The sequence below is a fragment of the Curtobacterium sp. MCBD17_030 genome, from assembly GCF_003224255.1.
Lineage (GTDB): Bacteria > Actinomycetota > Actinomycetes > Actinomycetales > Microbacteriaceae > Curtobacterium.
This window is the reverse complement of record NZ_QKLI01000015.1, coordinates 16543-36658: the sequence shown is the minus strand read 5'-3', so window position 1 is coordinate 36658 and position 20116 is coordinate 16543. Positions and strand designations below refer to the sequence as shown.

Annotated in this window: 19 protein-coding genes and 1 pseudogene; 13 read left to right on the top strand and 7 right to left on the bottom strand. The window is 65.4% G+C overall.

The features are described from left to right. Positions 1–30 precede the first annotated feature (30 nt). Both DEI89_RS12700 and DEI89_RS12695 read right to left on the bottom strand, forming a co-directional pair. The gene (locus tag DEI89_RS12700; RefSeq protein WP_181421639.1) at positions 31–789 is read right to left on the bottom strand and encodes an MBL fold metallo-hydrolase; all 759 of its coding nucleotides are present in this window, start codon (positions 787–789) and stop codon (positions 31–33) included. Positions 790–972: 183 nt separating this feature from the next. Further along, positions 973–1722 carry an acetoacetate decarboxylase gene (locus DEI89_RS12695; protein WP_110904424.1) on the bottom strand — a complete coding sequence of 250 codons (750 nt, stop codon included), beginning with the start codon at positions 1720–1722 and terminating at the stop codon, positions 973–975. Positions 1723–2066: 344 nt separating this feature from the next. Here DEI89_RS12695 and DEI89_RS12690 point away from each other — a divergent pair, with 344 nt between their 5' ends. From DEI89_RS12690 to DEI89_RS12680, 3 genes are all read left to right on the top strand, one after another. Continuing rightward, positions 2067–3029: an alpha/beta hydrolase gene (locus tag DEI89_RS12690; protein ID WP_110904423.1), complete on the top strand. Its 963-nt coding sequence runs from the start codon at positions 2067–2069 to the stop codon at positions 3027–3029. 114 nt (positions 3030–3143) lie between these two features. Beyond that, a complete protein-coding gene (locus DEI89_RS12685) occupies positions 3144–4208 on the top strand; it encodes a DNA topoisomerase IB (protein WP_181421638.1) in 1065 nt (354 codons plus the stop codon). Beyond that, positions 4205–4819, top strand: a complete 615-nt coding sequence (locus tag DEI89_RS12680) for an NADPH-dependent F420 reductase (protein ID WP_110904421.1) — start codon at positions 4205–4207, stop codon at positions 4817–4819. The genes DEI89_RS12685 and DEI89_RS12680 overlap by 4 nt, the downstream gene beginning before the upstream one ends. Positions 4820–4849: 30 nt before the next feature. Here DEI89_RS12680 and DEI89_RS18330 read toward each other — a convergent pair whose 3' ends face one another. Then, positions 4850–5362, bottom strand: a complete 513-nt coding sequence (locus tag DEI89_RS18330) for an NAD(P)-binding domain-containing protein (RefSeq protein WP_181421637.1) — start codon at positions 5360–5362, stop codon at positions 4850–4852. 969 nt (positions 5363–6331) lie between these two features. On the opposite strand from DEI89_RS18330, the gene DEI89_RS12670 reads away from it, so the two are divergent. The 5 genes and pseudogenes from DEI89_RS12670 to DEI89_RS12655 all read left to right on the top strand — a co-directional run bounded on the left by DEI89_RS12670 (position 6332) and on the right by DEI89_RS12655 (position 10711). Next, complete coding sequence (locus tag DEI89_RS12670) at positions 6332–7918, top strand: sodium:proton antiporter (protein WP_110904419.1); 1587 nt, start codon at positions 6332–6334, stop codon at positions 7916–7918. Positions 7919–8330: 412 nt separating this feature from the next. Further along, on the top strand, positions 8331–8723 hold the full coding sequence (locus DEI89_RS12665; protein WP_309146530.1) for a UBP-type zinc finger domain-containing protein: 393 nt from the start codon (positions 8331–8333) through the stop codon (positions 8721–8723). 172 nt (positions 8724–8895) lie between these two features. Continuing rightward, positions 8896–9213: pseudogene (locus DEI89_RS18325) on the top strand (alcohol dehydrogenase catalytic domain-containing protein); the annotation flags it as partial. A 69-nt stretch (positions 9214–9282) separates the two neighbouring features. Then, complete coding sequence (locus DEI89_RS18130) at positions 9283–9864, top strand: zinc-binding dehydrogenase (protein WP_258368899.1); 582 nt, start codon at positions 9283–9285, stop codon at positions 9862–9864. A 97-nt stretch (positions 9865–9961) separates the two neighbouring features. Next, positions 9962–10711 (top strand): SDR family oxidoreductase, encoded by a 750-nt coding sequence (locus tag DEI89_RS12655; RefSeq protein ID WP_110904417.1) that lies wholly within the window; start codon positions 9962–9964, stop codon positions 10709–10711. Positions 10712–10893: 182 nt separating this feature from the next. On the opposite strand, the gene DEI89_RS17390 is transcribed toward DEI89_RS12655, so the two are convergent. Beyond that, positions 10894–11385: an FtsX-like permease family protein gene (locus tag DEI89_RS17390; protein WP_146236786.1), complete on the bottom strand. Its 492-nt coding sequence runs from the start codon at positions 11383–11385 to the stop codon at positions 10894–10896. 196 nt (positions 11386–11581) lie between these two features. On the opposite strand from DEI89_RS17390, the gene DEI89_RS18320 reads away from it, so the two are divergent. The 4 genes from DEI89_RS18320 (at position 11582) to DEI89_RS12635 (ending at position 15494) form a co-directional block, all read left to right on the top strand. Continuing rightward, a complete protein-coding gene (locus DEI89_RS18320; protein WP_110904416.1) occupies positions 11582–11785 on the top strand; it encodes a ketopantoate reductase C-terminal domain-containing protein in 204 nt (67 codons plus the stop codon). Between the two features lie 170 nt (positions 11786–11955). Then, a complete protein-coding gene (locus tag DEI89_RS12645; RefSeq protein ID WP_111050491.1) occupies positions 11956–13089 on the top strand; it encodes a glycosyltransferase in 1134 nt (377 codons plus the stop codon). A gap of 448 nt (positions 13090–13537) precedes the next feature. Beyond that, positions 13538–14593, top strand: a complete 1056-nt coding sequence (locus tag DEI89_RS12640) for an LLM class flavin-dependent oxidoreductase (protein ID WP_110904414.1) — start codon at positions 13538–13540, stop codon at positions 14591–14593. A gap of 340 nt (positions 14594–14933) precedes the next feature. Beyond that, on the top strand, positions 14934–15494 hold the full coding sequence (locus DEI89_RS12635) for an NADPH-dependent FMN reductase (protein WP_110904413.1): 561 nt from the start codon (positions 14934–14936) through the stop codon (positions 15492–15494). A 391-nt stretch (positions 15495–15885) separates the two neighbouring features. Here DEI89_RS12635 and DEI89_RS18125 read toward each other — a convergent pair whose 3' ends face one another. Continuing rightward, positions 15886–16938 carry a hypothetical protein gene (locus DEI89_RS18125; protein ID WP_258368895.1) on the bottom strand — a complete coding sequence of 351 codons (1053 nt, stop codon included), beginning with the start codon at positions 16936–16938 and terminating at the stop codon, positions 15886–15888. A 24-nt stretch (positions 16939–16962) separates the two neighbouring features. Here DEI89_RS18125 and DEI89_RS12625 point away from each other — a divergent pair, with 24 nt between their 5' ends. After that, positions 16963–17562 (top strand): TetR/AcrR family transcriptional regulator, encoded by a 600-nt coding sequence (locus tag DEI89_RS12625; protein ID WP_110904411.1) that lies wholly within the window; start codon positions 16963–16965, stop codon positions 17560–17562. A 12-nt stretch (positions 17563–17574) separates the two neighbouring features. Here the strand turns inward: DEI89_RS12625 and DEI89_RS12620 are convergent, their stop codons facing one another. Further along, a complete protein-coding gene (locus tag DEI89_RS12620; protein WP_110904410.1) occupies positions 17575–18726 on the bottom strand; it encodes a glycosyltransferase in 1152 nt (383 codons plus the stop codon). A 22-nt stretch (positions 18727–18748) separates the two neighbouring features. Continuing rightward, positions 18749–20116 carry an FtsX-like permease family protein gene (locus DEI89_RS12615; RefSeq protein WP_110904409.1) on the bottom strand — a complete coding sequence of 456 codons (1368 nt, stop codon included), beginning with the start codon at positions 20114–20116 and terminating at the stop codon, positions 18749–18751.

Sequence of the window (20116 nt, the reverse complement as noted above, 5' to 3'; positions counted from 1 at the left end):
GCTCGCGTTCGGGTACTGAGGGGCCGCACATCAGGTCAACCGTTTTCTGGTCAGGGGAACCCACTGATTGCCCACCCGACGGACGGCAGGTCCGTGGCCGGGGAGGATCAGTCGAGCACGAGGGAGTGCTTGTGCTGAGACGAACGCCCGATCGGGGTCGCTCGTGAAATAGGCGGGGATCATGCGCGGCCGTGCTTCCCAACGCGATGGTTGGGTGGCGTGGTGCGTGATGATGGCGTCGCCGGTCACCAAAGCTTCGGTGCCCAGTAGCTCGTACGCGGTTGAGCCTTCGGTGTGTCCCGGTGCACACACCGGTCGCAGCCCTCGGTTTTGGAAGTCGGCAGCGGTGAACGCTCGCGCGGATGGGACCCTCACTCGCGCAAGCCCACCCGACGCTACTGCGAAGCTCAGCCACCTGATGACTCGGAGCGACGCAACACGACCGCCGATGTCGGTGAAGGTGACCTGCTCGCGGTCCGGCCCTTGCACATTCGCAATCTCGCTTGCTGCGACGAGGACATCGACTTCGGGGTAACGCTTCAGAATTTCGGGGACACCTCCGACGTGATCCACATGTCCATGCGTGATAAAGATGCGTTTCAGTTCGGAAGGGTCATAGCCGGAGATGCGAATGCTGTCAACGACCAAAGCACTGTCGGCGGGATAGCCTGCGTCGATGAGGGAGACACCGTCGCGTCCGGCGAGGATCACCCAATTCGAAGCTGGCCCTTCAACAAAAACTACCCCATCGGCGATGTCGACTAAGGCGCGGATGTCACGATGTCTCACGTGTCGACAGTAAACGTTTTCGCTCTGTCGAGTGGCACTTTTTGATCCGTCAAATGACGTAGATCTTCGAGCAAAGTATCTGCGGAGGAGCGGGCGTGGCAACGTTCGGGACCGAGGCGGGTCTGTGTAGAGGGGGTCGTCAAATAGCTCATTCAGCTGTACGCCCTGCCACCGGATTCGGCGCTACTGCCCGCTCCCATGCAGGTAATCATGTACGGATTGCACGGGTGCGAGAGTGAGGTCGGTCAGGATGTGGGAGGCACTGAGGACCTCGAGCACTGGTAGATCTGCCATCGGTACGAGGGCATGCTCGAACAATTGCAGGCGGGCCGGCCCCGTCCACGCTTCCTTGACCGTGATGTCGCTGATCTCAGTCCGGACGAGGTCGGCTGCACTAAGGCCCTGTGTGAACACGTTCGGGACGAGCTTGACCATGAAGGTCGGCACTGTGATCTGTGCAGCTGCCTCGTCCAGGGCGAGAGGCTCCCACTTGTAGGCCATCGTCGCCGTAGCGATTCGCTCCGAACCGCGATCGAGGGTGCCAACGAGTGCACCCTCTTCGACGTGCAAACGCGGGGCGCCGAGTGCCTTCGGGTACGCGCTGAGTTCGCGGCCCGAGACCGTCGCGGCGAAGTTGTTGAGGTACATCGAGTGCAAGTACTCACCGTGCTCGCCGTCGACGGACACCTGGATAGCCTGACCCGACTCGACGTACGGACCGTATCCATCGACGTCGCCCATTTTCATGACCTCGAACCGAACCAGCGGCTCCGTCACCGTCATCGGTTCCGGCACGACTTGCCGTAGCGCTTCCGGGTCGGTGCGGTAGACGATGTTGAAGTACTCGCGGTCGATGAACCGGGTCGCGCGGAGCGGGTAAACGGGAGTGGCGAGGGGAGTGGTGCCACGGCGCAGAGCGTCGAGCGGATTCATCCTGCAGACCTCCCTAGTGCGGTATGGATCGGACCGAGTCGGATCGCGCCGAATGGCTGACGTTCACATGATCAACACCGTCTCGGATCCGCAGCATCCGTCGCATGACGTAGTTAGTCCTCTGGGATGTCGCTGTCCTCGACGCTCTTTCTCAACGGGTGCGTCGCGACCGCTCACCGAGTTGAGGCCTGCGAGGTGACCAGAGGGGAAGTGCCTCCGACCGGTTCGCCGGACCACCGAGCGACGGCACCATACGTCACGTAACGGATGCGCGTTCGGCATCGTCCTGGAAGCGTTCGTGGTTGAAACATCACTGTTGCCCCCCACTCTGAGGAGTACACAACATGGCCGGAAACCCGAAGAACATTGCTCTCGAGCCCGCAGGTCAGGAGTTCGTCGACGCGACCGCGAACCCGCCGTTCCTCTACCAGCTGCCGCCGGCGGAGGGGCGAAAGGTCGTCGACTCGGTCCAGGACTCGCCGATCTTCAAGCCGGAGGTTGATGAGGAATGGCTCGAGATCGCGGGCGGTCCCACTGGCACGGTGAAGATCCGTATCGTCAAGCCGGCTGGCACGACGAGCAACCTCCCGGTGATCCTCTACGTGCACGGCGCTGGCTGGGTGTTCGGTGACGCGCACACTCACGACCGTCTCGTTCGGGACCTCGCCATTGGCTCGAACGCGGCGGTGGTCTTCCCCGAGTACGACCGCTCCCCGGAGTCGCCGTACCCGGGTCCACTCGAGCAGTCCTACGCAGCGGCGAAGTGGGTCGTCGAAGAAGGCGCCAACAAGGGTCTCGACGTCTCCCGATTCGGTATCTCCGGCGATTCCGTCGGCGGCAACATGGCGATCGCGATCTGCCTCCTCGCCGCCGAGCGCAACGACGACATCGTGTTCCGCAAGCTCGTCGCGTTCTACCCGGTCACGAACGCCGCGTTCGACACTGGCTCGTACGAGGAGTTCGCGGAAGGGTACTTCCTCAGCCGTGACGGCATGAAGTGGTTCTGGGACCAGTACACAACGAGCGAGGAAGAGCGCGCACTTCCGACGGTTTCCCCGCTTCGCGCCTCGCTTGAGAAGCTCGCAACCATGCCGGAGACGCTCATCATCACCGCCGAGGCCGACGTGCTTCGCGACGAGGGTGAAGCGTTCGCTGCTCGTCTCCGCGAGGCGGGTGTCAAGGCGACCAACGCCCGCTTCGGCGGTATCCACCACGACTTTGTCATGGTCAACTCGGTCCACGACACCGAAGCATCCAAGCACGCGCTGATGCTGGCGACCGCGTCGTTCAGCGCCGCTCTGGCCTGACTCGCAGGGGCAGGGCGATCTGATTGGTTCGTCCTGCCCCGACGGTGCCGCGGTCCATGAGCGCAGCCGCCGAGGCAGCTAACTGCACAAGCGATCAAGTAAGGAATGAGCGGCGTGGACAGCGTGGTGCTTCGGCCAGCAGGGCTGACCCGCCTGGACGGACAGGTCGAGACTTGGCGTGGTGTGAACGGGGCGATCGTCACCGACGACGTCACGCTTGAACGGCTCCGTAGGCTCGCAATCCCGCCAGCGTGGACGCACGTGTGGGCGAGCAGCGACCCAGATGCTGCCGTCCAGGCCACCGGTCTCGACGCGCGGGGGCGGACGCAGTACCGGTACTCACTTGAAGCACGAGCGCGAGCTGACGAGAACAAGTTCTCACGAATGCTTGAGTTCGCCGAAGCGCTCCCGGCCCTTCGGCAAACCGTGCAGAGGCACTTGACCGCGCCAGTCGAGAATCACACGACGCTGCACCGCGTCGTGGCGTCCGTTGTGCGCCTTCTCGACTTTGGGCTCTTCCGTATCGGTAACGAGCGGTACGCCAAGAGCAACCACACCTATGGACTTTTGACCCTCCGCCGGCGGCATGTTCGCGTCTCGGGAAGCGTGATGAATTTCGAGTTCGTAGGGAAGGAACACCTTGAGCATGACGTCCTGGTCGAAGACGCCGATGCTGCCGCTGTGGTGAGAGCGCTGCTCAATCGATCCGACGACCCGTCCGAACGATTGTTCGCCATTGGTGCCCCGCCAGCTCAGCGAGCGCTCAGCAGCGCAACCGTCAACTCCTACCTCCACTGCCACAGCGGACAAGCCGCAACCGCGAAGGTTTTCCGGACATGGGGAGCGACCGTTGCCGCCGCGACCGTCGCCGCTGGGGCGCCTCTGAGCGAAGGGCTGCCACGTCATCGCGCTCTGGCGCTCAACGCCTTCGAAGCTGCTGCTGAAGTACTCGGAGATACTCCGGCCGTGGCTCGGGCGTCCTACGTTCACCCGGCGGCGCTATCGGTTGGAACGGGCAATGCGGTGCGTGAAGCCGTCGAGCGTGTTCTCACGGACAAACCAGCGGCGACGTACCGAAGCGCGATGCGAGACCCAACAGTGCAGGCGACCGTCCTCAAATCGCTCCTGACGTCAGTCAAAGCAAACTCTTTAATGGTGAAGCAAGGTTCCTCAACATGAACTCCAACCCGAAGGTCAGCATTGGCATCATCGGTGCCGGAAACATCGCCACCGCGATCGCGACGCGTGCCGCTGCGACCGGACGACACGACGTGCTGCTGAGCAACAGCCGAGGTCCTGAAACCCTCGCGGAACTCGTCGCCCGGTTGGCTGGAGTCAGGGCAGGCACGGTTGAGCAGGCCAGCCAGGCGCAGATCGTCGTCCTTTCCGTGCCGTGGAGCGCAATCCCAAAGGCGGTCGGCGCAGTTTCGGACTGGACAGGCAAGACCCTGATCGACACGACGAACCCGATCGAACCTCCTACGTTCCGCGCCGCTGAACTAAACGGGAAGACCTCGAGCGAGGTAGTTGCAGCCCTGACGCCGGGGGCGAAGTTGGTCAAGGCCTTCAACACACACAACCCGGGAGCACTGGCAAGCGACCCGTCAGTTGCCGGAGGCACCCGAGTGATGTTCTACTCCGGTGACGACCCCGAGGCGAAGCAGTCCGTTCAGGAATTCATTTCTGGCCTAGGGTTCAAGGCCGTCGATCTCGGTGGGCTCGCAACCGGGGGTGCCATGCAACAGTTCCCGGGAGGTCCGCTCGCCGGGCGGGACCTCGTCCAGTTGTAAGCGTTAATTCATGACGTTCTCAGCAGTCGCTTACGCCACGCTCCACTCGGTCGAACGTCCTCGTAGGACGGCTCGAAGTATGCCCCACACCATGCTGCTTCCGCTCGCGGGGACGGCCCTGCAATGATCGTGGGACGTCTGACGGCCAGGCGCGAGCGGGAGGTCTTCACGACATGTCGGCCGAACTCGGTGTGCCGCCGGAGTCTCCCTACGCGTTCCTGACGAATGAACAAACTCGAACGTGGTATGCATATATGAAACTTCAGTTGCGCTTACGTTACGAGATGAACCGGCAGCTCCGCGACGACAGCCAGATATCGCTCGCTGACTACGACTTGTTGGTTGCACTAGGTCGGCGTACCGGTGGAGCGGTACGGCGAGGAGAACCATGTCTGCATTCTCCGCCGCGCCCAGGACGGTGTCAGCGCGGGCCCCGTCTCCCAACGCGGAGACGACGTCGGCCAAGCTCTCAGGGCCGCGTGAGTTAGCGAGAATGACATTGTGGCCTGCCGCTAGCGCGGCTTCCGCAAACCCTGTGCCCACGCGCCCAGTACCGATCACAGCTACTGTACTCACTTCAACTCCCGGGAATGTGTTGTATGATATAAGCGGTACGGGGGTCCGAGCGCCATGTTGACCTTCACAATCCAGCTAGTCATCGACGGCGTCTTCCGTAACGTGACGTATCTCGGTGAGCGTCGTCGCTCCGGTATCGACACGCGCTTCGCCTGAGGCCTCGGCAGTGCCGCACGCCGGCGGCACCACGAGCGGCTCGTCAAACCTGCTCCGCGGGGCAGTCATAGCCCGGTGGAACTTAGCCGTCGGGCTTGGAGTTGTGACCCGTTCGGCTGACTGTTCACGTTGCGGCAATGTGGGCTGGGCAGTCTTTCCGCATGACACAATCCACGAGCTCGCACTGGTTCGGTCACTGCGCGACGGCTGTCCGAGGGTGGCTGCTCTCCCATCCAGGCTCCCCGCTCCCCACCGAGGTGTTCGACGCCGTCATCGGAGCAGGCGGCGTGCCCGTTCGGATCGAAGCGCCAGACGGAAGCCGATCGGAGGCGTATTACCTGCATCCCGCCGACAGCGCGTACCTGACCGAGCTAGCCAGGGCAGGTCGTTGAATCCGGCGTCTCGATGTCACGACGGTTTGCCGCCCGCCTCGAGAGTGTGCACGGACGGCCGGATCGCCAGTGCACAACCCTGTGCTTCGTGCCGGACGTGCGCCCGCTGAGTGTTGCTTGATTAGTAGCAGCGCTCGTCTGCCCGCCTCACCGAGAGCGTTCGTCTGTTCAGCGCCTTGTGGTCCTGAGATGGTTCGACGCGCGTCCGCGGAACCGGACTCGCATCGAGGTGCTGAGGCACTCGGGCGAACGAGCCCTAGACCTTGGCCGTGCCACCGGTACACTGCTCGAACTTGCGCTTGCGCCAAGCAGTGTTTAACTGTGAGCTCTGACCGGCAAGGCTCGGAAGGACCGTGGCTCTCCGCGCCGTCGCAACTCGAGGAGTGCCATGGACCCGGTATCGACGATCACTTGGATCGTGCTCTTCGTGCTCCTAACGGTCACTGTCTCAGGGCTCTCCGGAAAAGTCGGCTGGTCCGCCCCCGTGGCCCTCGTCTTGGTGGGCGCGGTCCTCTCGTTCGTGCCGCAGGTACCGGCCATCGAGATCGAACCCGAACTGGTGCTTTACGGAATTCTTCCTCCGCTGCTATTCGCATCGGCTATCCGCACTTCGTTCTCTGACATCCGCAGCGGCGGGGACAGCATGTTGCTGCTGTCCGTAGTGCTCGTTGCTGTAACTGTTGCAACGGTTGGAGTGACCGTCTGGCTTCTCGTGCCTGCGGTCCCACTCGCCGCCGCCCTCGCCTACGGAGCCGTTGTCGCTCCAACTGACGCCGTGGCCGTCACTGCTGTGGCAGGACGATTACGCTTGCCCCGACGGGTGCTTTCGGTACTCGAAACGGAAAGTCTGTTCAACGACGCGGCAGCGCTCGTGGCTTTGAATGTGTCCATCGTCGCGATCGCCAGTGTTGTCGAGCCATGGATGATCGGAGCCGAGTTTGCGCTGGCGGTTGCGGGCGGAATCGGCGTCGGACTCGTTGTCGGTTTCGTTATCGCCCAGGTCCGGCGCAGGCTCAGCGCTCCTGTTCTCGACACTAGCTTGTCGCTCGTGACTCCATATCTGGCTTTCATCCCGGCTCAAGAGGTCGGCGGGTCGGGAGTCGTCGCGGTGGTTGTTGCCGGACTCGTTCTCGGCGCGAAAAGCCCGCAGATTCAGTCCGCGCAGGCTCGCATCGCCGAGGCGATAAATTGGCGCACCATCAGATTCCTGCTCGAGAATGCGGTCTTCCTCGTTATTGGGTTGAGCTTGTCGGGGATCATAGCCGGACTTGAAACTTCGTCTGTGGGCTTTTGGGCGATAGTGGGCCTTTCCTTGGCGGTCCTGCTGGTCCTCGTGCTCTCTCGCTTCGCCTTCGTGCTCACTGGCACGCTGTTGTACCAGTACGGGCCCGCCTTGATTCGACGCCGCGCCTGGGGCTGGAGGACGGGCGTCGCGCTGTCGTCCGCGGGAATGCGCGGCGTCGTCACGCTTGCAGCGGCATTCCTTCTTCCCGAAACGACGCCAGAACGGGAGTTGTTGCAGTTTCTCGCCTTCATCGTTGTGGCCGGGACGCTCCTCGGCGGCTTGGCGCTGCCCGTCATCGTTCGTGCTTTGCGCCTGCCTCCGCCGAACGCCGACCAGGAACGCGTTGAGCGTCAGTTGCTGATGGCAGAGGCGCAACGTGCAGGGCTTGATCGGCTCGCCACTGAAGAGACGGAGGGAGTCGAGGATCGAGTGATGCAGAGACTTCGCACCAACGCGTCGTTCCTCACTGATGCCCTGGAGAACCCGACGCGCCCCGCGTCAGAGCCGCTCCCTGACAGCTATCACCGCCTGCGCTACTTGATGCTTTACGCGGAGCGCGATGCTGTGGCCGCCGCTCGCTCGGAAGGGCGTTATCAGGACCCAGCGGTCCGCTCCGTCCTGGCAAGCATCGACGCCGAAGAACTCGCCCTCCGTGTCAATGCGCCTACAAAAAGCTCTGACGACGAATAAATCCCACTGGAACTGCCACTGATGCTCATAAACAGGGGCGGCGGCCCGTGGTGCCGGTACTGGCTGTGTCGACGGGCCAGCTAGCGTTGCCGAGACTTCCCGTGGCGAGCTGCGGAGCCACGGGAGGAGGAGGAACAACTGCCGGCTCGACGCGGAGCCAAGTTACGTCAGGGTACGGATAGCGCTCAGCGGCTGTGACCTCGAGCATTCATGGTGAGCAGTGTCCGCTCTCATGATTTGGAGGTCCGGTGCCTGATAACACCACGAGCATCGTCCAGGCAGCCGCAGAATCGCCGCTCGCGGACCCGGTAACGGTCCCGGCGTTTCTCTGGGAGGCCCACCCAGAGTGGCGGAACGGGATCGCACACGGTGACCTCGCCGACTCGGGCGGCCTGATCTACCAAGGAGGCCAGTGGTGACAAGCGACGAGTCTCTCGGGGGGCAACTCAACCGTGAGGTCGCTCCCAGCGGTACGGGTTGCGTTGAGTGCACCATCGATGGGTCGTGGTGGGTCCACTTGCGTCGCTGCGCCGCCTGCGGCCACGTCGGCTGCTGCGACGACTCAATGAATCGGCATGCCCGGTCCCACGCGTCCCACACCGGCCACCGGTTCATTCAGTCCTTCGAACCGGGGGAAGACTGGATCTGGGACTTCGCTACACGATCGATCGTCTCGAACGGTCCCGCGTTAGCTCCGCCAACAGCGCATCCGTCCAGCCAGCCGGCCCCGGGACCCGAAGGATCGGTGCCACCTAACTGGATGGATCAGCTGAATGATCGCAACCAGCGGGAAGCGCAGCAATAAGCTTCAGCCGTAACGTCGGTCCGGGCTGTTGGACACGGGCGCGAACGTCTGTTCCGGTCTCTACGTCAACTGACGGATGCGTCCCCCTTCGGTATCGAGCAATATTCTTCAAGGGATTGAAGGCGCAACTCCGTAGGTTGCCCACCTCCTGTGTCGCTCGTGAAGGGAACAAATGATGGGAACAGTCGTCTATCAACATGGGTGGGGTTCCCCGGAGGTGCTAGAGATTGCACAACGTGTGGCGCCGCGGCCTGGGCGGAACGAACTTGGAATTAAGCAGGAAGCGGTTGGTCTGAACCATTTGGATTTGCTTTTCCGTCGTGGCCCGTTTCGGCCTCCGAGTGACCCATTCGTCAATGGCTTCGAGGGTGCTGGCGTTGTGACTGCTGTTGGTTCGGGGGCTGAATCATTCCAGGTGGGCGACCGGGTAGGGTACTTCTCCGCCAGCGGGGCTTATGCGGCGGAGCGCACTGTTAGCACGAGCGACGTGGTCCGGCTGCCTGCCGCGACTTCCTCGCTCCGGGCTGCGGCGTTGATGACGAAAGGTTTGACTGCTCGGATGGCGCTGCGCCAGGCATACCAGGTGCAATCCGGAGACGTCATCATCGTCACTGGAGCGACGGGAGCGATCGGCTCGATCCTTACGCTGTGGTGCACGTCACTGGGCGCCAAAGTAGTTGCAGTTGTTGGATCCGCGGCTAAGGCAGAACAGGCGGTGGCGAACGGAGCAGTTGCGACCGTCGTCAACGGTACCTCAATCAAAGCCGTGGTCGACTCGGTCACGCTTGGAGGCGGAGCCGACGCCGCGCTAGACGGCGTCGGCGGTGACCAGGTAAGCGCGCTCATTCCCGCTGTTCGCCGAGGGGGCTACATCGTCTCATATGGGAATGCTGCGGGGAGGGCTAACCCCGACCGCGTGGAACTTGAACGACGAGCAATCTCGTTCGATGATCCGCCGCTGAGCAAGTACCTGCACGGCCAAGAAGAAGCTCAGCGTGCTGTCGACGACATCTTCCGCGCGGATGACCATGGTGTCTTCGCGGCGCTTCCGGTGCGAGAACTCGAACTCACGGAAATCCGTCGAGCTCATGCGGACCTTGAGGAGCGCCGGATCCTCGGTGTCACGGTTCTCACCACCTAAAAGGCAGATGCGGCTTTAGCGGCTCCACACGCTGCTGAAAATCCTGGATTCGTTGGCAACGAAACGCCCGAACGGGCAGTGAGAAAGAGGGAATCTAATGGAGTACTACGAAGGTAAGGTCGCCGTTGTCACGGGAGGTGCCCGCGGCATCGGAGCAACAATCGCAAAGAAGCTTGCAGGGTACGGTATGCACGTAGCGTTTAGCTACGTGCAGTCCGCCTCGGCGGCAGAGGAAGTTGTTGAAGCCATTCAGCAACTAGGGCGCAAGGCAAGGGCCTACCGTGCAGACCAAGGCGACCCCGAGTCCGTGTCCGCATTCATCCGTTCGGCAGCCGACGATTTCGGACACATCAACGTCCTCGTGAATAGTGCGGGCGTATTCACGACGGGTACGGTCGACTCCGGAGCGATCGATCAGCAAGCATCGGACCGGCAGATCGATGTGAACTACCGCGGTGCGGTCGCTACGGTGAAAGCCGCGAGCAGCCACATCGTCGATGGAGGGCGGATCATCGCGATCGGTACGAGTGCCGCGTACAAGCCGCTGATCTCGCCGGGCCTAGGCGAGTATGTCGCAACGAAAGCGGCGCTTGCGGCTTTCGCGAAGGGCGCCGCATTGGACCTCGCAGGCCGCGGTATCACCGTCAACATCGTCGAGCCTGGTCCGATCGACACAGACATGAACCCTGACGGGACCGATTCCGCCAGCGCCATGAAGGCACGTGTTCCGCTCGGGCGGTACGGAACCGCCGACGAGGTCTCGGAACTTGTCGCCTATCTCGCGGGTCCACATGCAAGCTTCATCACCGGGTCGCAGATCATCATCGACGGCGGCCTCACTGCCTGACCGAACGTGAAACGCTAACGGCCCCGAGCGAAAGCTCGGGGCCGTTAGTTCTGTCATCAGGAAGCGGTTCGTGGGCCGCGACAATCAGAGTCCGGGTCGACAGCCGTTCTTGACGTTAGTGCCTTACGGTTCTGTTTTTATTGCTTGAGGTCGCGCTGCCCCGCTCAGCGCGACCTCGAAGGCTATTCGGAAGCTACGAGGACGGCCCTGATCGGTTGGCGGAGCGCAAGCAGGACGGGGATGGCGCTAGCGGCGACGAGGATGATGGCGCATGCAGCAGAAGCAAAGCCCGCTTGACCTAGGCCGAAGTCTGGTGCGGTTGCCGCTACTCGGCTAAGACTCAAGGCGACGCCGCCTGCGGTGAGGGCAAGAACAATCGCGCTAGCAAGAATTGCAGTGACGACGAGGATGAGAGCTTCCCAGACCGCACGAAGGAGGACCACTGTTCGGGTGCCGCCCGCAGCTTGAACGAGTGCAGCTTCTTGCTCGCGCGTTCGAGTTGCCATCAGAACGGTAGCTGCCGCTCCGGAAAGGGATACGAGGAGTGAACCTCCGACAAGCAGGAGGAAACTTGCTGGCGCAAGATATCCCGCCGTGTTGCCCGTCGCGGCGGCGGTAGCATTGCCCAACGTGGCAAAGCCGGCGTAGAGCGATCCTGGCAGGGCGATGGTCACGAGAAGGGCGTTGATAGTCGCGGTACTTCTCGTCGCTTGGAACTGCGCCGCGTTCCGGGCAAGGAACCAGGAGGCGGACAGTCGGGCGGGTACCAGGGTCGTCCACATCCGGAGGATGGCGGGAAAAACGGCGGGGCCGGCGGCCGCCATGGACGCCGTGAACAACGGTCGGATTACCAGTATCTGATTTCCTCCGCTGACGCTGTCACCGCTGACCAGAGACCACACACACCGCACCTCCCTCGAGGTGGACGCAACGCTCGGTCGGCCCACGGAATACGAGTTCCTCAGCGGAGCGCTGCTGCGATACGCCGTAGCAAACCGCATCGCCGTACCGCGGCTCGCGTCCGTACATGCGCTACTCAGCGCGCTGCTGCAGCCAGCCCGGACACAGCTGTAGTCCAAGTGATGGCGAGAACGGACGCATGACGACGCGGCCCGGTTTGCCCCTCACCTTCGAACCTATCCCTCATCGAATTCCGCATCTGACCCCGCTGAACCTGGCGACCAGCGTCAAGGCACGTCTCACTGCAGCCGTTCGGCTGCATGCATCCCCTATGGAAGGAAGTCATGCGTCTCCTCTTCGCCGCAGTTCCCGCACTCGGTCATCTGCTACCCCTCGCCCCGTTCATTCACGCCGCCCGCGAGGCCGGCCACGACGTCGCGGTACTCACCAGCGCTGGCATGGCACCAGCGATGGAACTGGAACTACCGGGTGTGACGCTGCTGCCGGCAGGTCCGATGCCGCCAGAGCTGTTCGCTGAGGTCGCCCGCCGCGTCCCGGGTAGCGACCCAGCCGCGGCACCAGAACCGGCCGCGGTCGCCGAGTTCTTCGCCGGCGTTCGCGTCGACCTCTCCGCCGACACTGCCATCGAGGAAGCCACCCGATGGCAGCCCGACGCGATCATCGCTGACGCGGTCGACTTCGTCGGACCCCTCGTCGCAACCGCGCTCGCTATTCCGCACGCGCTCGTCGCATTCGGTCCGGCGCTCCCCCCGGAGTTCACCACCCCACTGTTCTCCGTCGTTGCGTCACGGTATGCGGACCGAGGCTTGGCGCTGGTACCGCCAGCGGCAATGTTCGACCCGGCGCCGTCACTGCTGCAGCCCGACGGTTGGGTTCCGCCGGAGTTCGTCATCCCGTTCCAGCCGGCACCACACCAGCGGGAAGACAGTGCAGCGGCGAACCTGTTCGCGAGTGCCGGTGAGCGCATCCCGGTCTTGCTCACTCTCGGCACCGTATTCGGGAACGACACACTTCTCGGCGCACTCGTATCGAACCTCGAATCGGAGCAGACCGACGTCGTCGCGACAGTGATGGAGAAGGCCGAGCAGCACCACAACACGGACCACGTCCGCTACGAGGCGTTCCGCCCACTTGCCGAACTGCTCCCCGGCGCGAGCGTCGTCGTCAGCGCCGGCGGCGCGGGAACGGTCCTTGCAGCGCTGAGCCAGGGGATCCCCCTCGTCGTGATCCCACAGGGCGCAGACCAGTTCATCAACGCCGAGCGCGCCGCTGCCGCCGGCGCAGCCAAAGTGATCAGCGACCCGGCCGACACCTTGGATGCGGTGCTCGAGGTGACCGCCGATGCGCAGTACGCCGCCGCCGCCGCCGCAATCCGCGACCAGATGCGAGGTCGACAGACACCCCGTCAGGCCATCGAAACGTTCCTCGCGCAGGTCGCCGCTGCCGCCAGCCAGTAGCACCAACCCACACGACGCCGGCCGGACACGTCACAGCTTCGAGCAAGCAGACGCGTCCGGCCGGTCTGCATGTGACCATCAGTGCCCGCTCAGACCAGTCGGACCACCGCCGAAAACTGTTCCGCAACGTGCTGTTGTTCTCGCCGGCATCCTGCGAGCCCCTGGGCTCACAGGATCGACGGTGGTTATCGCGGCTACGCGGCTACGCGGTTCGCCGCGATGACGCTCACTGAATGAACTCGTGACCTGAACTACCTCAACTTGTAGCTACTGCCGGGTCTGATTGGCCGGGCTGCCGACGTCGATGACGGGGTGGCAACGGGGGCGCTGAAAGGTACGTCAAGTCACGGATGCCCTGCACCAGCCATCGTCCCCATGCTGAGTGAAAGCCGAGGACGTGCGGAGGATGCGTCAATCACTTGGTCGCAGGAACAACGAAAGAGACACCATGCAAGAGATCACCTTCGGCCTCGATACTTTCGGCGACGTGCCAACCGACGACGCCGGCGTCTTCGTCAGCCACGCGCGATCAATACGCCAGCTCGTCGACGAGGCGGTACTGGCCGACGAACTCGGGGTGGATGTCTTCGCAGTCGGGGAGCACCACCGCCCCGAGTTTTCCGTCTCGTCGCCCGAGGCGGTCCTCGCCGGTCTCGCCACCGTGACGAAGCGCATCCGGCTCGGCTCCGGCGTCACGGTCCTGTCCTCCGACGACCCCGTCCGCGTGTTCCAGCGCTTCGCGACGGTCGACGCGCTGTCCGAGGGTCGCGCCGAGGTGATCCTCGGCCGCGGGTCCTTCACCGAGTCCTTCCCGTTGTTCGGCCACGACCTCGCCGACTACGACGTCCTGTTCGAGGAGAAGATCGAGCTGTTCGCGCAGCTCCTCCGCGAGGAGCCGGTCACCTGGAGCGGAACGACCCGTGCGCCGCTCGTCGACGCCGACGTCTTCCCGAAGACCGAGCACGGCCTCCGCACCTGGGTCGGCGTCGGGGGCTCCCCGCAGTCGGTCGTGCGGACCGCGCAGTACGGGTTCCCGCTCATGCTCGCGATCATCGGTGGGCAGCCCGAGCGCTTCGCGCCGTACCTCGACCTCTACCGCCGGGCGGCCGAGCAGTTCGGGACGACGGCGCACCCGGTCGGCATGCACTCGCCCGGCTTCGTCGCCGACACGGACGAGGAGGCGACGGAGCTGTTCTGGCCGCACTACCGGGTCGTCCGCGACCGCATCAGTGCCCTGCGCGGATGGCCGCCGGTGACCCGCGCTGAGTTCGATGCCGAAGTCTCCACCGGTTCGATGTACCTGGGCGCACCGGAAACCGTCGCGCAGCGGATCGCCCGTGCCGTCGACGCGATGGGCGTCGGTCGCTTCGACATGATCTACACCTCCGGCGGCCAGTCGATGCGGGCCCGCACCCGCGCCGTCGAGCTGTACGGCGGCGTCGTCATTCCCCGCGTGCGCGAACTGCTCGCCGAGCGCGCGGACAATCGTGAGGCCTCGGCGTGACCGGCAGCGACGCACCGCTTGACGGATCCTCGTTGCCGGCCCCGGCATCCCGGACCGCGTCCGGCTGGTCCTCTCCGTCATCACCCCACTAACAGAGCCTTTGAAGGCCAACGAAATAGCTGTCTGAGCCGGCGTCGTCGTTCTCGCCTTACCGGACGGGCGTCTCGGCAGAGTTCCGACCGAGTGCCTCATCAACCCACTCGCTGGTGGACGAGGCAACCGCCTCCGCCGCAGCTCACTCTCCGTGAGCGCCAACGGCGCGCTGCCGCAGCACGCCCCACCTTCTTCCCGCTCCACGCGGGAGAGCATCACAACACCACCTCGAAAGGGACCAGCCCTCATGTCAGAACTCCGTATCGCCGTCATCCTCGGCAGTACCCGACCCGGCCGCAATGGGAAGGGCGTCGCCGATTGGGTGATGACACAGGCGGCCGATCGCGAGGTCAGCTACGACCTCGTCGACCTTGCCAACTACCCACTGCCTCACCTTGACGAGGCTGCGCCACCCGCCACTGGCGCATACGCAAACGAGCACACCAAGCAGTGGTCGGCGAGGATCGCGCAGTACGACGGGTATATCTTCGTCACCCCCGAGTACAACCACTCCACCTCCGGCGTGCTGAAGAACGCCATCGACTACCTCTACAACGAGTGGAACAACAAGTCGGCTGGCTTCGTCTCCTACGGCAGCCTCGGCGGTGCACGCGCCATCGAACATCTCCGCGGCATCTCCGCCGAACTACAGCTCGCGGACGTACGTCAGCAGCTCAGCTTCTCGCTCTTCACAGACTTCGAGAACTACAGCACCTTCACGCCAGGACCGCAGCACACCGATGCTGCCCAAGCTCTGTTCGACCAAGTCGAAGCCTGGGCCGGCGCACTGAAGACGCTACGAAGCTGACCCCACCAGGCGCAGGAGCGCGCCCGCGCTGATCACGCCAAGGAAGCGAAGCACCCGCCCGACTTCGGCCGGCCGGGTGCTTCGCCGTGTGCGAGCAGAACGCAGACTTGAGAGAAGCTTAAAGTGCTTTCACTTCGTGTCATGCGTGCGCGGCAACCCCAATTCGAACGAAGTCCGCCGTGTGCCAATGTCGCGAAGCAGACTCGCTAGATGTACCCGGCCGTGACGTTGGGCACGCTTCCGAGGTTGTGATCTGAGCATCCCTCCTGGCTTGATGGAGCTGTTGAGTTCAACCATCGCCAGGGGCCCGCGTCGGTCCACGCTTTTGCCCGACTGAACGTCCACGGTCGCCGGCTGCTCGGCAGCCGTTTGATCGGTGATCGCCATCCCGTCAGACATGTCGCGAAGGAGGAGCGGTCACCGCCTGCGTCGCGACGTCCCGTCGCCGCGCGGTGGCGGTCCGCGCTCGGTGCGCTAAGGACAGGGCCGCAGCCGCGGCGACGATCCACGCACCCAGCGTGAGCAGCGCGCCCGTTGCGCCAGCCCCGTCGAAGTAGCTGAACCCGGTGATGGCGCCGAACGCGGCCCCGGGCGGTAGGGCCTGTCCGACGGCGGCGAGCACGGGCGGCAACAGGTGTGTGCTGATGGTCGCACCGCTCGTCGCGTTGCCGAGGGTGGTGAAGAGGAGCGTCGAGACGATCACGCCCATCGGCCCGATGATCGAGGTGATAGCCAGCGTCGACAGCGAGACGGCGACGGCAAGGAGCGAGAGCACCACGATCACGGCACCTGTCGACGCGGGGACGGCGCCGTCGACCGGTCCGGCGATGACCGCGACCACCGCGGCCGCGGCGATGCTCCCGACCACCGTCACGACGATCCGGGTGCGGAGGCGCGCGAGGGCGTTGAGGGAGTTCATGACCTGGGCCAGGATGAACGCCGCCAGGGTCGTGCCGAAGACCAGGTAGAACCCCGCGATGCCCTGGCCGTCGTTCGTCGCGAGCGGGACGAGGTCCTGCGTGCGGGTGACCGAGGCGCCGGCGCCCGCGGCGACTCCGGTCAGCATCGTGGTCGCGGCGGCCGTCGCGCTTCGCCCTTCGGCACCCGCGGTGTACAGGGTCCAGCCGCGCGCCCCGGGGACGAGGGCTGCGACGGCGTCGCGGGACCGGACACGGTCGCGGGCGTCGGACGGTGACCCGGCGGTGCGAACGTCGGCGCGGTCGCCGAGCGCGTCCCCGGCGGCGTCGGCCACCTGCGTGCCGACGATGGCGACGGGCAGGTGATGGGGGGACGGGGCTTTCTGCAGGCCGATGTACAGGCCGGCGAACGCCCCGGCGACGGTCATCGCGACGAGGACCTGGGTGATGAGGACGGGCAGGATCCGGCGGAGCGGAGGGAAGCCGGTGGGCTTCGCAACAGAGTTAGTAATCGATTCATTACTCATGGCATCGGATGATACCCTTATGGCATGACGACAGCAAGGGGCTCGGTTCCCAAAGTTGCGGAGCGCATGGCTGGCAGCCAGCGGCGGAAGGCAACGCTCACCGCGGCGGCCGCCGTGTTCGCTCGAGAGGGGTACCACGGCGCCACGACGGAGCGGATAGCACAGGCCGCGGGCATCAGCCAGCCGTACGTGGTCCGGATGTTCGGCTCGAAGGAGAATCTGTTCCTCACCGTCGTCGACGGGTGCCTCGAAGCCGTGTTAGAGGCGTTCCGGGCGGTGCTCGACGACGGGCAACCGGTTCCGGTCGCCGCACGGCTCGGCGCGGCCTACCGCGAGCTGGCGACCGAGGACGGCGTGCACCTCATCGTGATGCAGTCGTACATGCTCGGCGCGGACCCTGTGATCGGACCGGTCGCCCGCGACGGCTTCACCCGGATCCTGCGCTTCCTGATCGGGGATGCCGGCCTGTCGGAGTCCGCGGCAGAGTTGTTCCTGGCCCAGGGGATGCTCATCAACACCCTGCTCGGCATCCGTCTGAGCGACCAGGACGACCCCCTCGCGCGGCGGTTCACGGAGTCGGTGTTCGGCCCGGGCACCGCGGGACCCGGGCCGATGGAGCGCTGAAGAGCGCCGAGGTCAGGCGACGCGCTCACCGTGGGCGCGCTCGACCCGTTCGACCAGTTCCCCTATCGCGGCGGCCGCGCTTGGGCGGTTCGCGGTCTCCTCGCCCAGCCGCCGTGCTGCGTCAAAGTGGCTTCGATCGGCGAGCAGCCGGTGGACGGCGGGGCCCACGGCGCCCGGCTCGTCGACCACGATCGCGACCCCGGCTTCGGCCGCACGCGCCGCATTGATGAACTGGTCGGCACCCTGCGGGAGCAGCACCATCGGCACACCGACGCTGACAGCCGCGAGCACGGTGCCGGCGCCTGCTGCCGCGACGACGAGGTCGACGCCCTCGAGCAGCTCGCGCATCGGGCGGAACGGCACGAAGTGGACGTGCTCGGTGTCGTCGAGGTGCTCGCCGATGACCCCCACCGTCGCCACGACGTCAGCCTCGTCCGGGTGGAAGCCGTCGATGATCGCCGTCAGGAGCGCGGCGTCGCCGAACACGGTGCCGAGGGTCACGAGCACCCGCGGCCTCCAATCGCTGGCCGGGAACGGTGCGAGCGGTGCGTCGGACGCAGCGTTCGGGCGGCTGTGCGGCTCGGATCGGAACGGGATCGTGACGGGCGGCTGCGTCCATCCGGCTGCCTGCAGCGAGGCGGGCGTCGGGTCGAGCAGAGCCACCGGCGGGGTTGGCGCCACTCCGCGCTGCGCGTAACGGGGAAGCACGAGCTCGGTCATCGGGCGACGGAACTCCTCGGGAACCTCGGGGCCGAAGGCGACGACCGCATGCGGTACGCCGAGTTCCGCGGCGACGAGCGGTCCGACCAGGTCGACGGCGTCCGCGACGACCACGTCGGGTGCCCACCCGTGTGCTGCGCGCACGGCGTCGTCGATGGTCAGGTCCACGCGTGCGCCGGCGAAGAACTCGGCGACGGCCGCCGGCTCGGGTCGGTTCGCGGGGTCGCTGCCGGGGATACGTCGGGCCACCTCGGCGAACAGGTCGGGAGGCATGGGGCCGGCCGCCAGGACCGGCACCGCCGGCAGTTCGGTCGACATGGCCTCGCGCATGCCACCGCTGGTGAGCAGGGCAACGTCGTGGCCGGCCGCCTGCGCGGCACGGGCGAGCGGGACGAGGGGCAGGAGGTGTCCGAGCGCGGGGACGCCGGAGAATAAGATGCGCATGAGGAGTCTTCCTGGTTCGGGGTCAGTCGGCGGCGAGGACGAGCGGGATGCTGCGTCGGCGTCCGGTGACGAGGGGGATCGTGCCAGCGGCCACCATGAGCGCCAGGCTCACGAGGGCGGCCGGGAGTGCGGCCTGCAGGCCCAGGTGGGGCTGCGTTCCGGGGACGGTGACCGCGAGCGCGACGGCCTGTCCACAGGCAGTCAGCACGAGGACCACGGCGGCCACGAGGACCGCAGTGCCGACGAGGATGACGGACTCCCAGGCGGCACGCGCGAGCACGGTGGCGCGGGACCCGCCGGCGGCCTCGACCAGCGCGGCCTCCTGCTCGCGGGTGCGTCCTGCCATCAGTACGGTGGCGGCCGCGCCGAAGAGCGACACGAGCAGCGGCCCGCCGAGCATGAGCAGGAAGCTCTGCACGTCGAGTCCACCACCCGAGGATCCCGTGGTCCGCTCGACGGCGTCGCCTACGGTGTCGAAGCCGGCAAAGAGGCTGCCGGGCAGGGCGATCGTGATGACGAGCGCGCTCACAGTGGCGCTGCTCCGGTCGACAGAGAACGCGGCGGCGTTGCGGGCGAGGAACCACGAGGCCGACCGGTGCGCGGGCACCACCGAGGTCCAGGCCCGGAGGGCGGCGGGAAACACCACGGGGCCGATCGCAGTGCACGCCGCCGTCAGGAGCGGCCCGATCAGCAGCACCTGCCCACTGGTCCGGACGCCAGCGTCGACGATGGATGCGGTCAGCAGCCCGGCGAGCAGCAGCGCGACGGCGCCCCCGGCCCACCGGGTCCACGTCGTCCGGGTGCGGACGGACTCGGGCTCCCGCAGGACCTCGATCGGGCGGACGAGGCCGGCTCGGCGCGACGGCCGGAGACTGCTCAGGACGACCACGACCGTCACGGCGAGCACCACCGCGACGGCGCTGGTCGGACCGAACCGTTCGTCGAGGTTCCGGAGTCCGTCGGACTGCGACAATCCGAAGTGCAGGAACGCCGGCACGAACGGCGCCACGATGAGGCAGCCGATCGTGCTTCCGACCAGCGCCACGACGGCGAGCTGCAGCCGCACGATCACCGTCACCGTGCGGGACGGCACCCCTACCAGCTGCCAGAGCGCGTAGCCCCGGCGCTGCAGGTCGATCGTCAGGCGGGTGACGCTGCCCAGGACGGCGGTGACGGCGACGATGGTCAGCACGACGACGAGCGATGCCAGCGTGGCGAGGCCGCCGGCTCGGAGCAGGTCCATCGTCGTGCCGGACCCGATGATCGCGAAACCGGTGTCGAGCATCCCGGCGGCGATGGCGGCGGCCGCTGCGGTGGCCGCGCTGACCACGAGTGCGCCGATCCAGATACCGGCGTTCTGCCGCAGGTCGCTCAAGACGAGTCGGAGCAT

Coding starts and splice junctions, on each gene's coding strand:
- DEI89_RS12615 (WP_110904409.1), bottom strand. CDS start 20,116: ATGCTCCGACTCGTCTTGAGCGACCTGCGGCAGAACGCCGGTATCTGG.
- DEI89_RS12625 (WP_110904411.1), top strand. CDS start 16,963: ATGACGACAGCAAGGGGCTCGGTTCCCAAAGTTGCGGAGCGCATGGCT.
- DEI89_RS12655 (WP_110904417.1), top strand. CDS start 9,962: ATGGAGTACTACGAAGGTAAGGTCGCCGTTGTCACGGGAGGTGCCCGC.
- DEI89_RS12670 (WP_110904419.1), top strand. CDS start 6,332: ATGGACCCGGTATCGACGATCACTTGGATCGTGCTCTTCGTGCTCCTA.
- DEI89_RS12645 (WP_111050491.1), top strand. CDS start 11,956: ATGCGTCTCCTCTTCGCCGCAGTTCCCGCACTCGGTCATCTGCTACCC.
- DEI89_RS12680 (WP_110904421.1), top strand. CDS start 4,205: ATGAACTCCAACCCGAAGGTCAGCATTGGCATCATCGGTGCCGGAAAC.
- DEI89_RS18125 (WP_258368895.1), bottom strand. CDS start 16,938: ATGAGTAATGAATCGATTACTAACTCTGTTGCGAAGCCCACCGGCTTC.
- DEI89_RS12695 (WP_110904424.1), bottom strand. CDS start 1,722: ATGAATCCGCTCGACGCTCTGCGCCGTGGCACCACTCCCCTCGCCACT.
- DEI89_RS12640 (WP_110904414.1), top strand. CDS start 13,538: ATGCAAGAGATCACCTTCGGCCTCGATACTTTCGGCGACGTGCCAACC.
- DEI89_RS12635 (WP_110904413.1), top strand. CDS start 14,934: ATGTCAGAACTCCGTATCGCCGTCATCCTCGGCAGTACCCGACCCGGC.
- DEI89_RS12690 (WP_110904423.1), top strand. CDS start 2,067: ATGGCCGGAAACCCGAAGAACATTGCTCTCGAGCCCGCAGGTCAGGAG.
- DEI89_RS18130 (WP_258368899.1), top strand. CDS start 9,283: ATGGCGCTGCGCCAGGCATACCAGGTGCAATCCGGAGACGTCATCATC.
- DEI89_RS12620 (WP_110904410.1), bottom strand. CDS start 18,726: ATGCGCATCTTATTCTCCGGCGTCCCCGCGCTCGGACACCTCCTGCCC.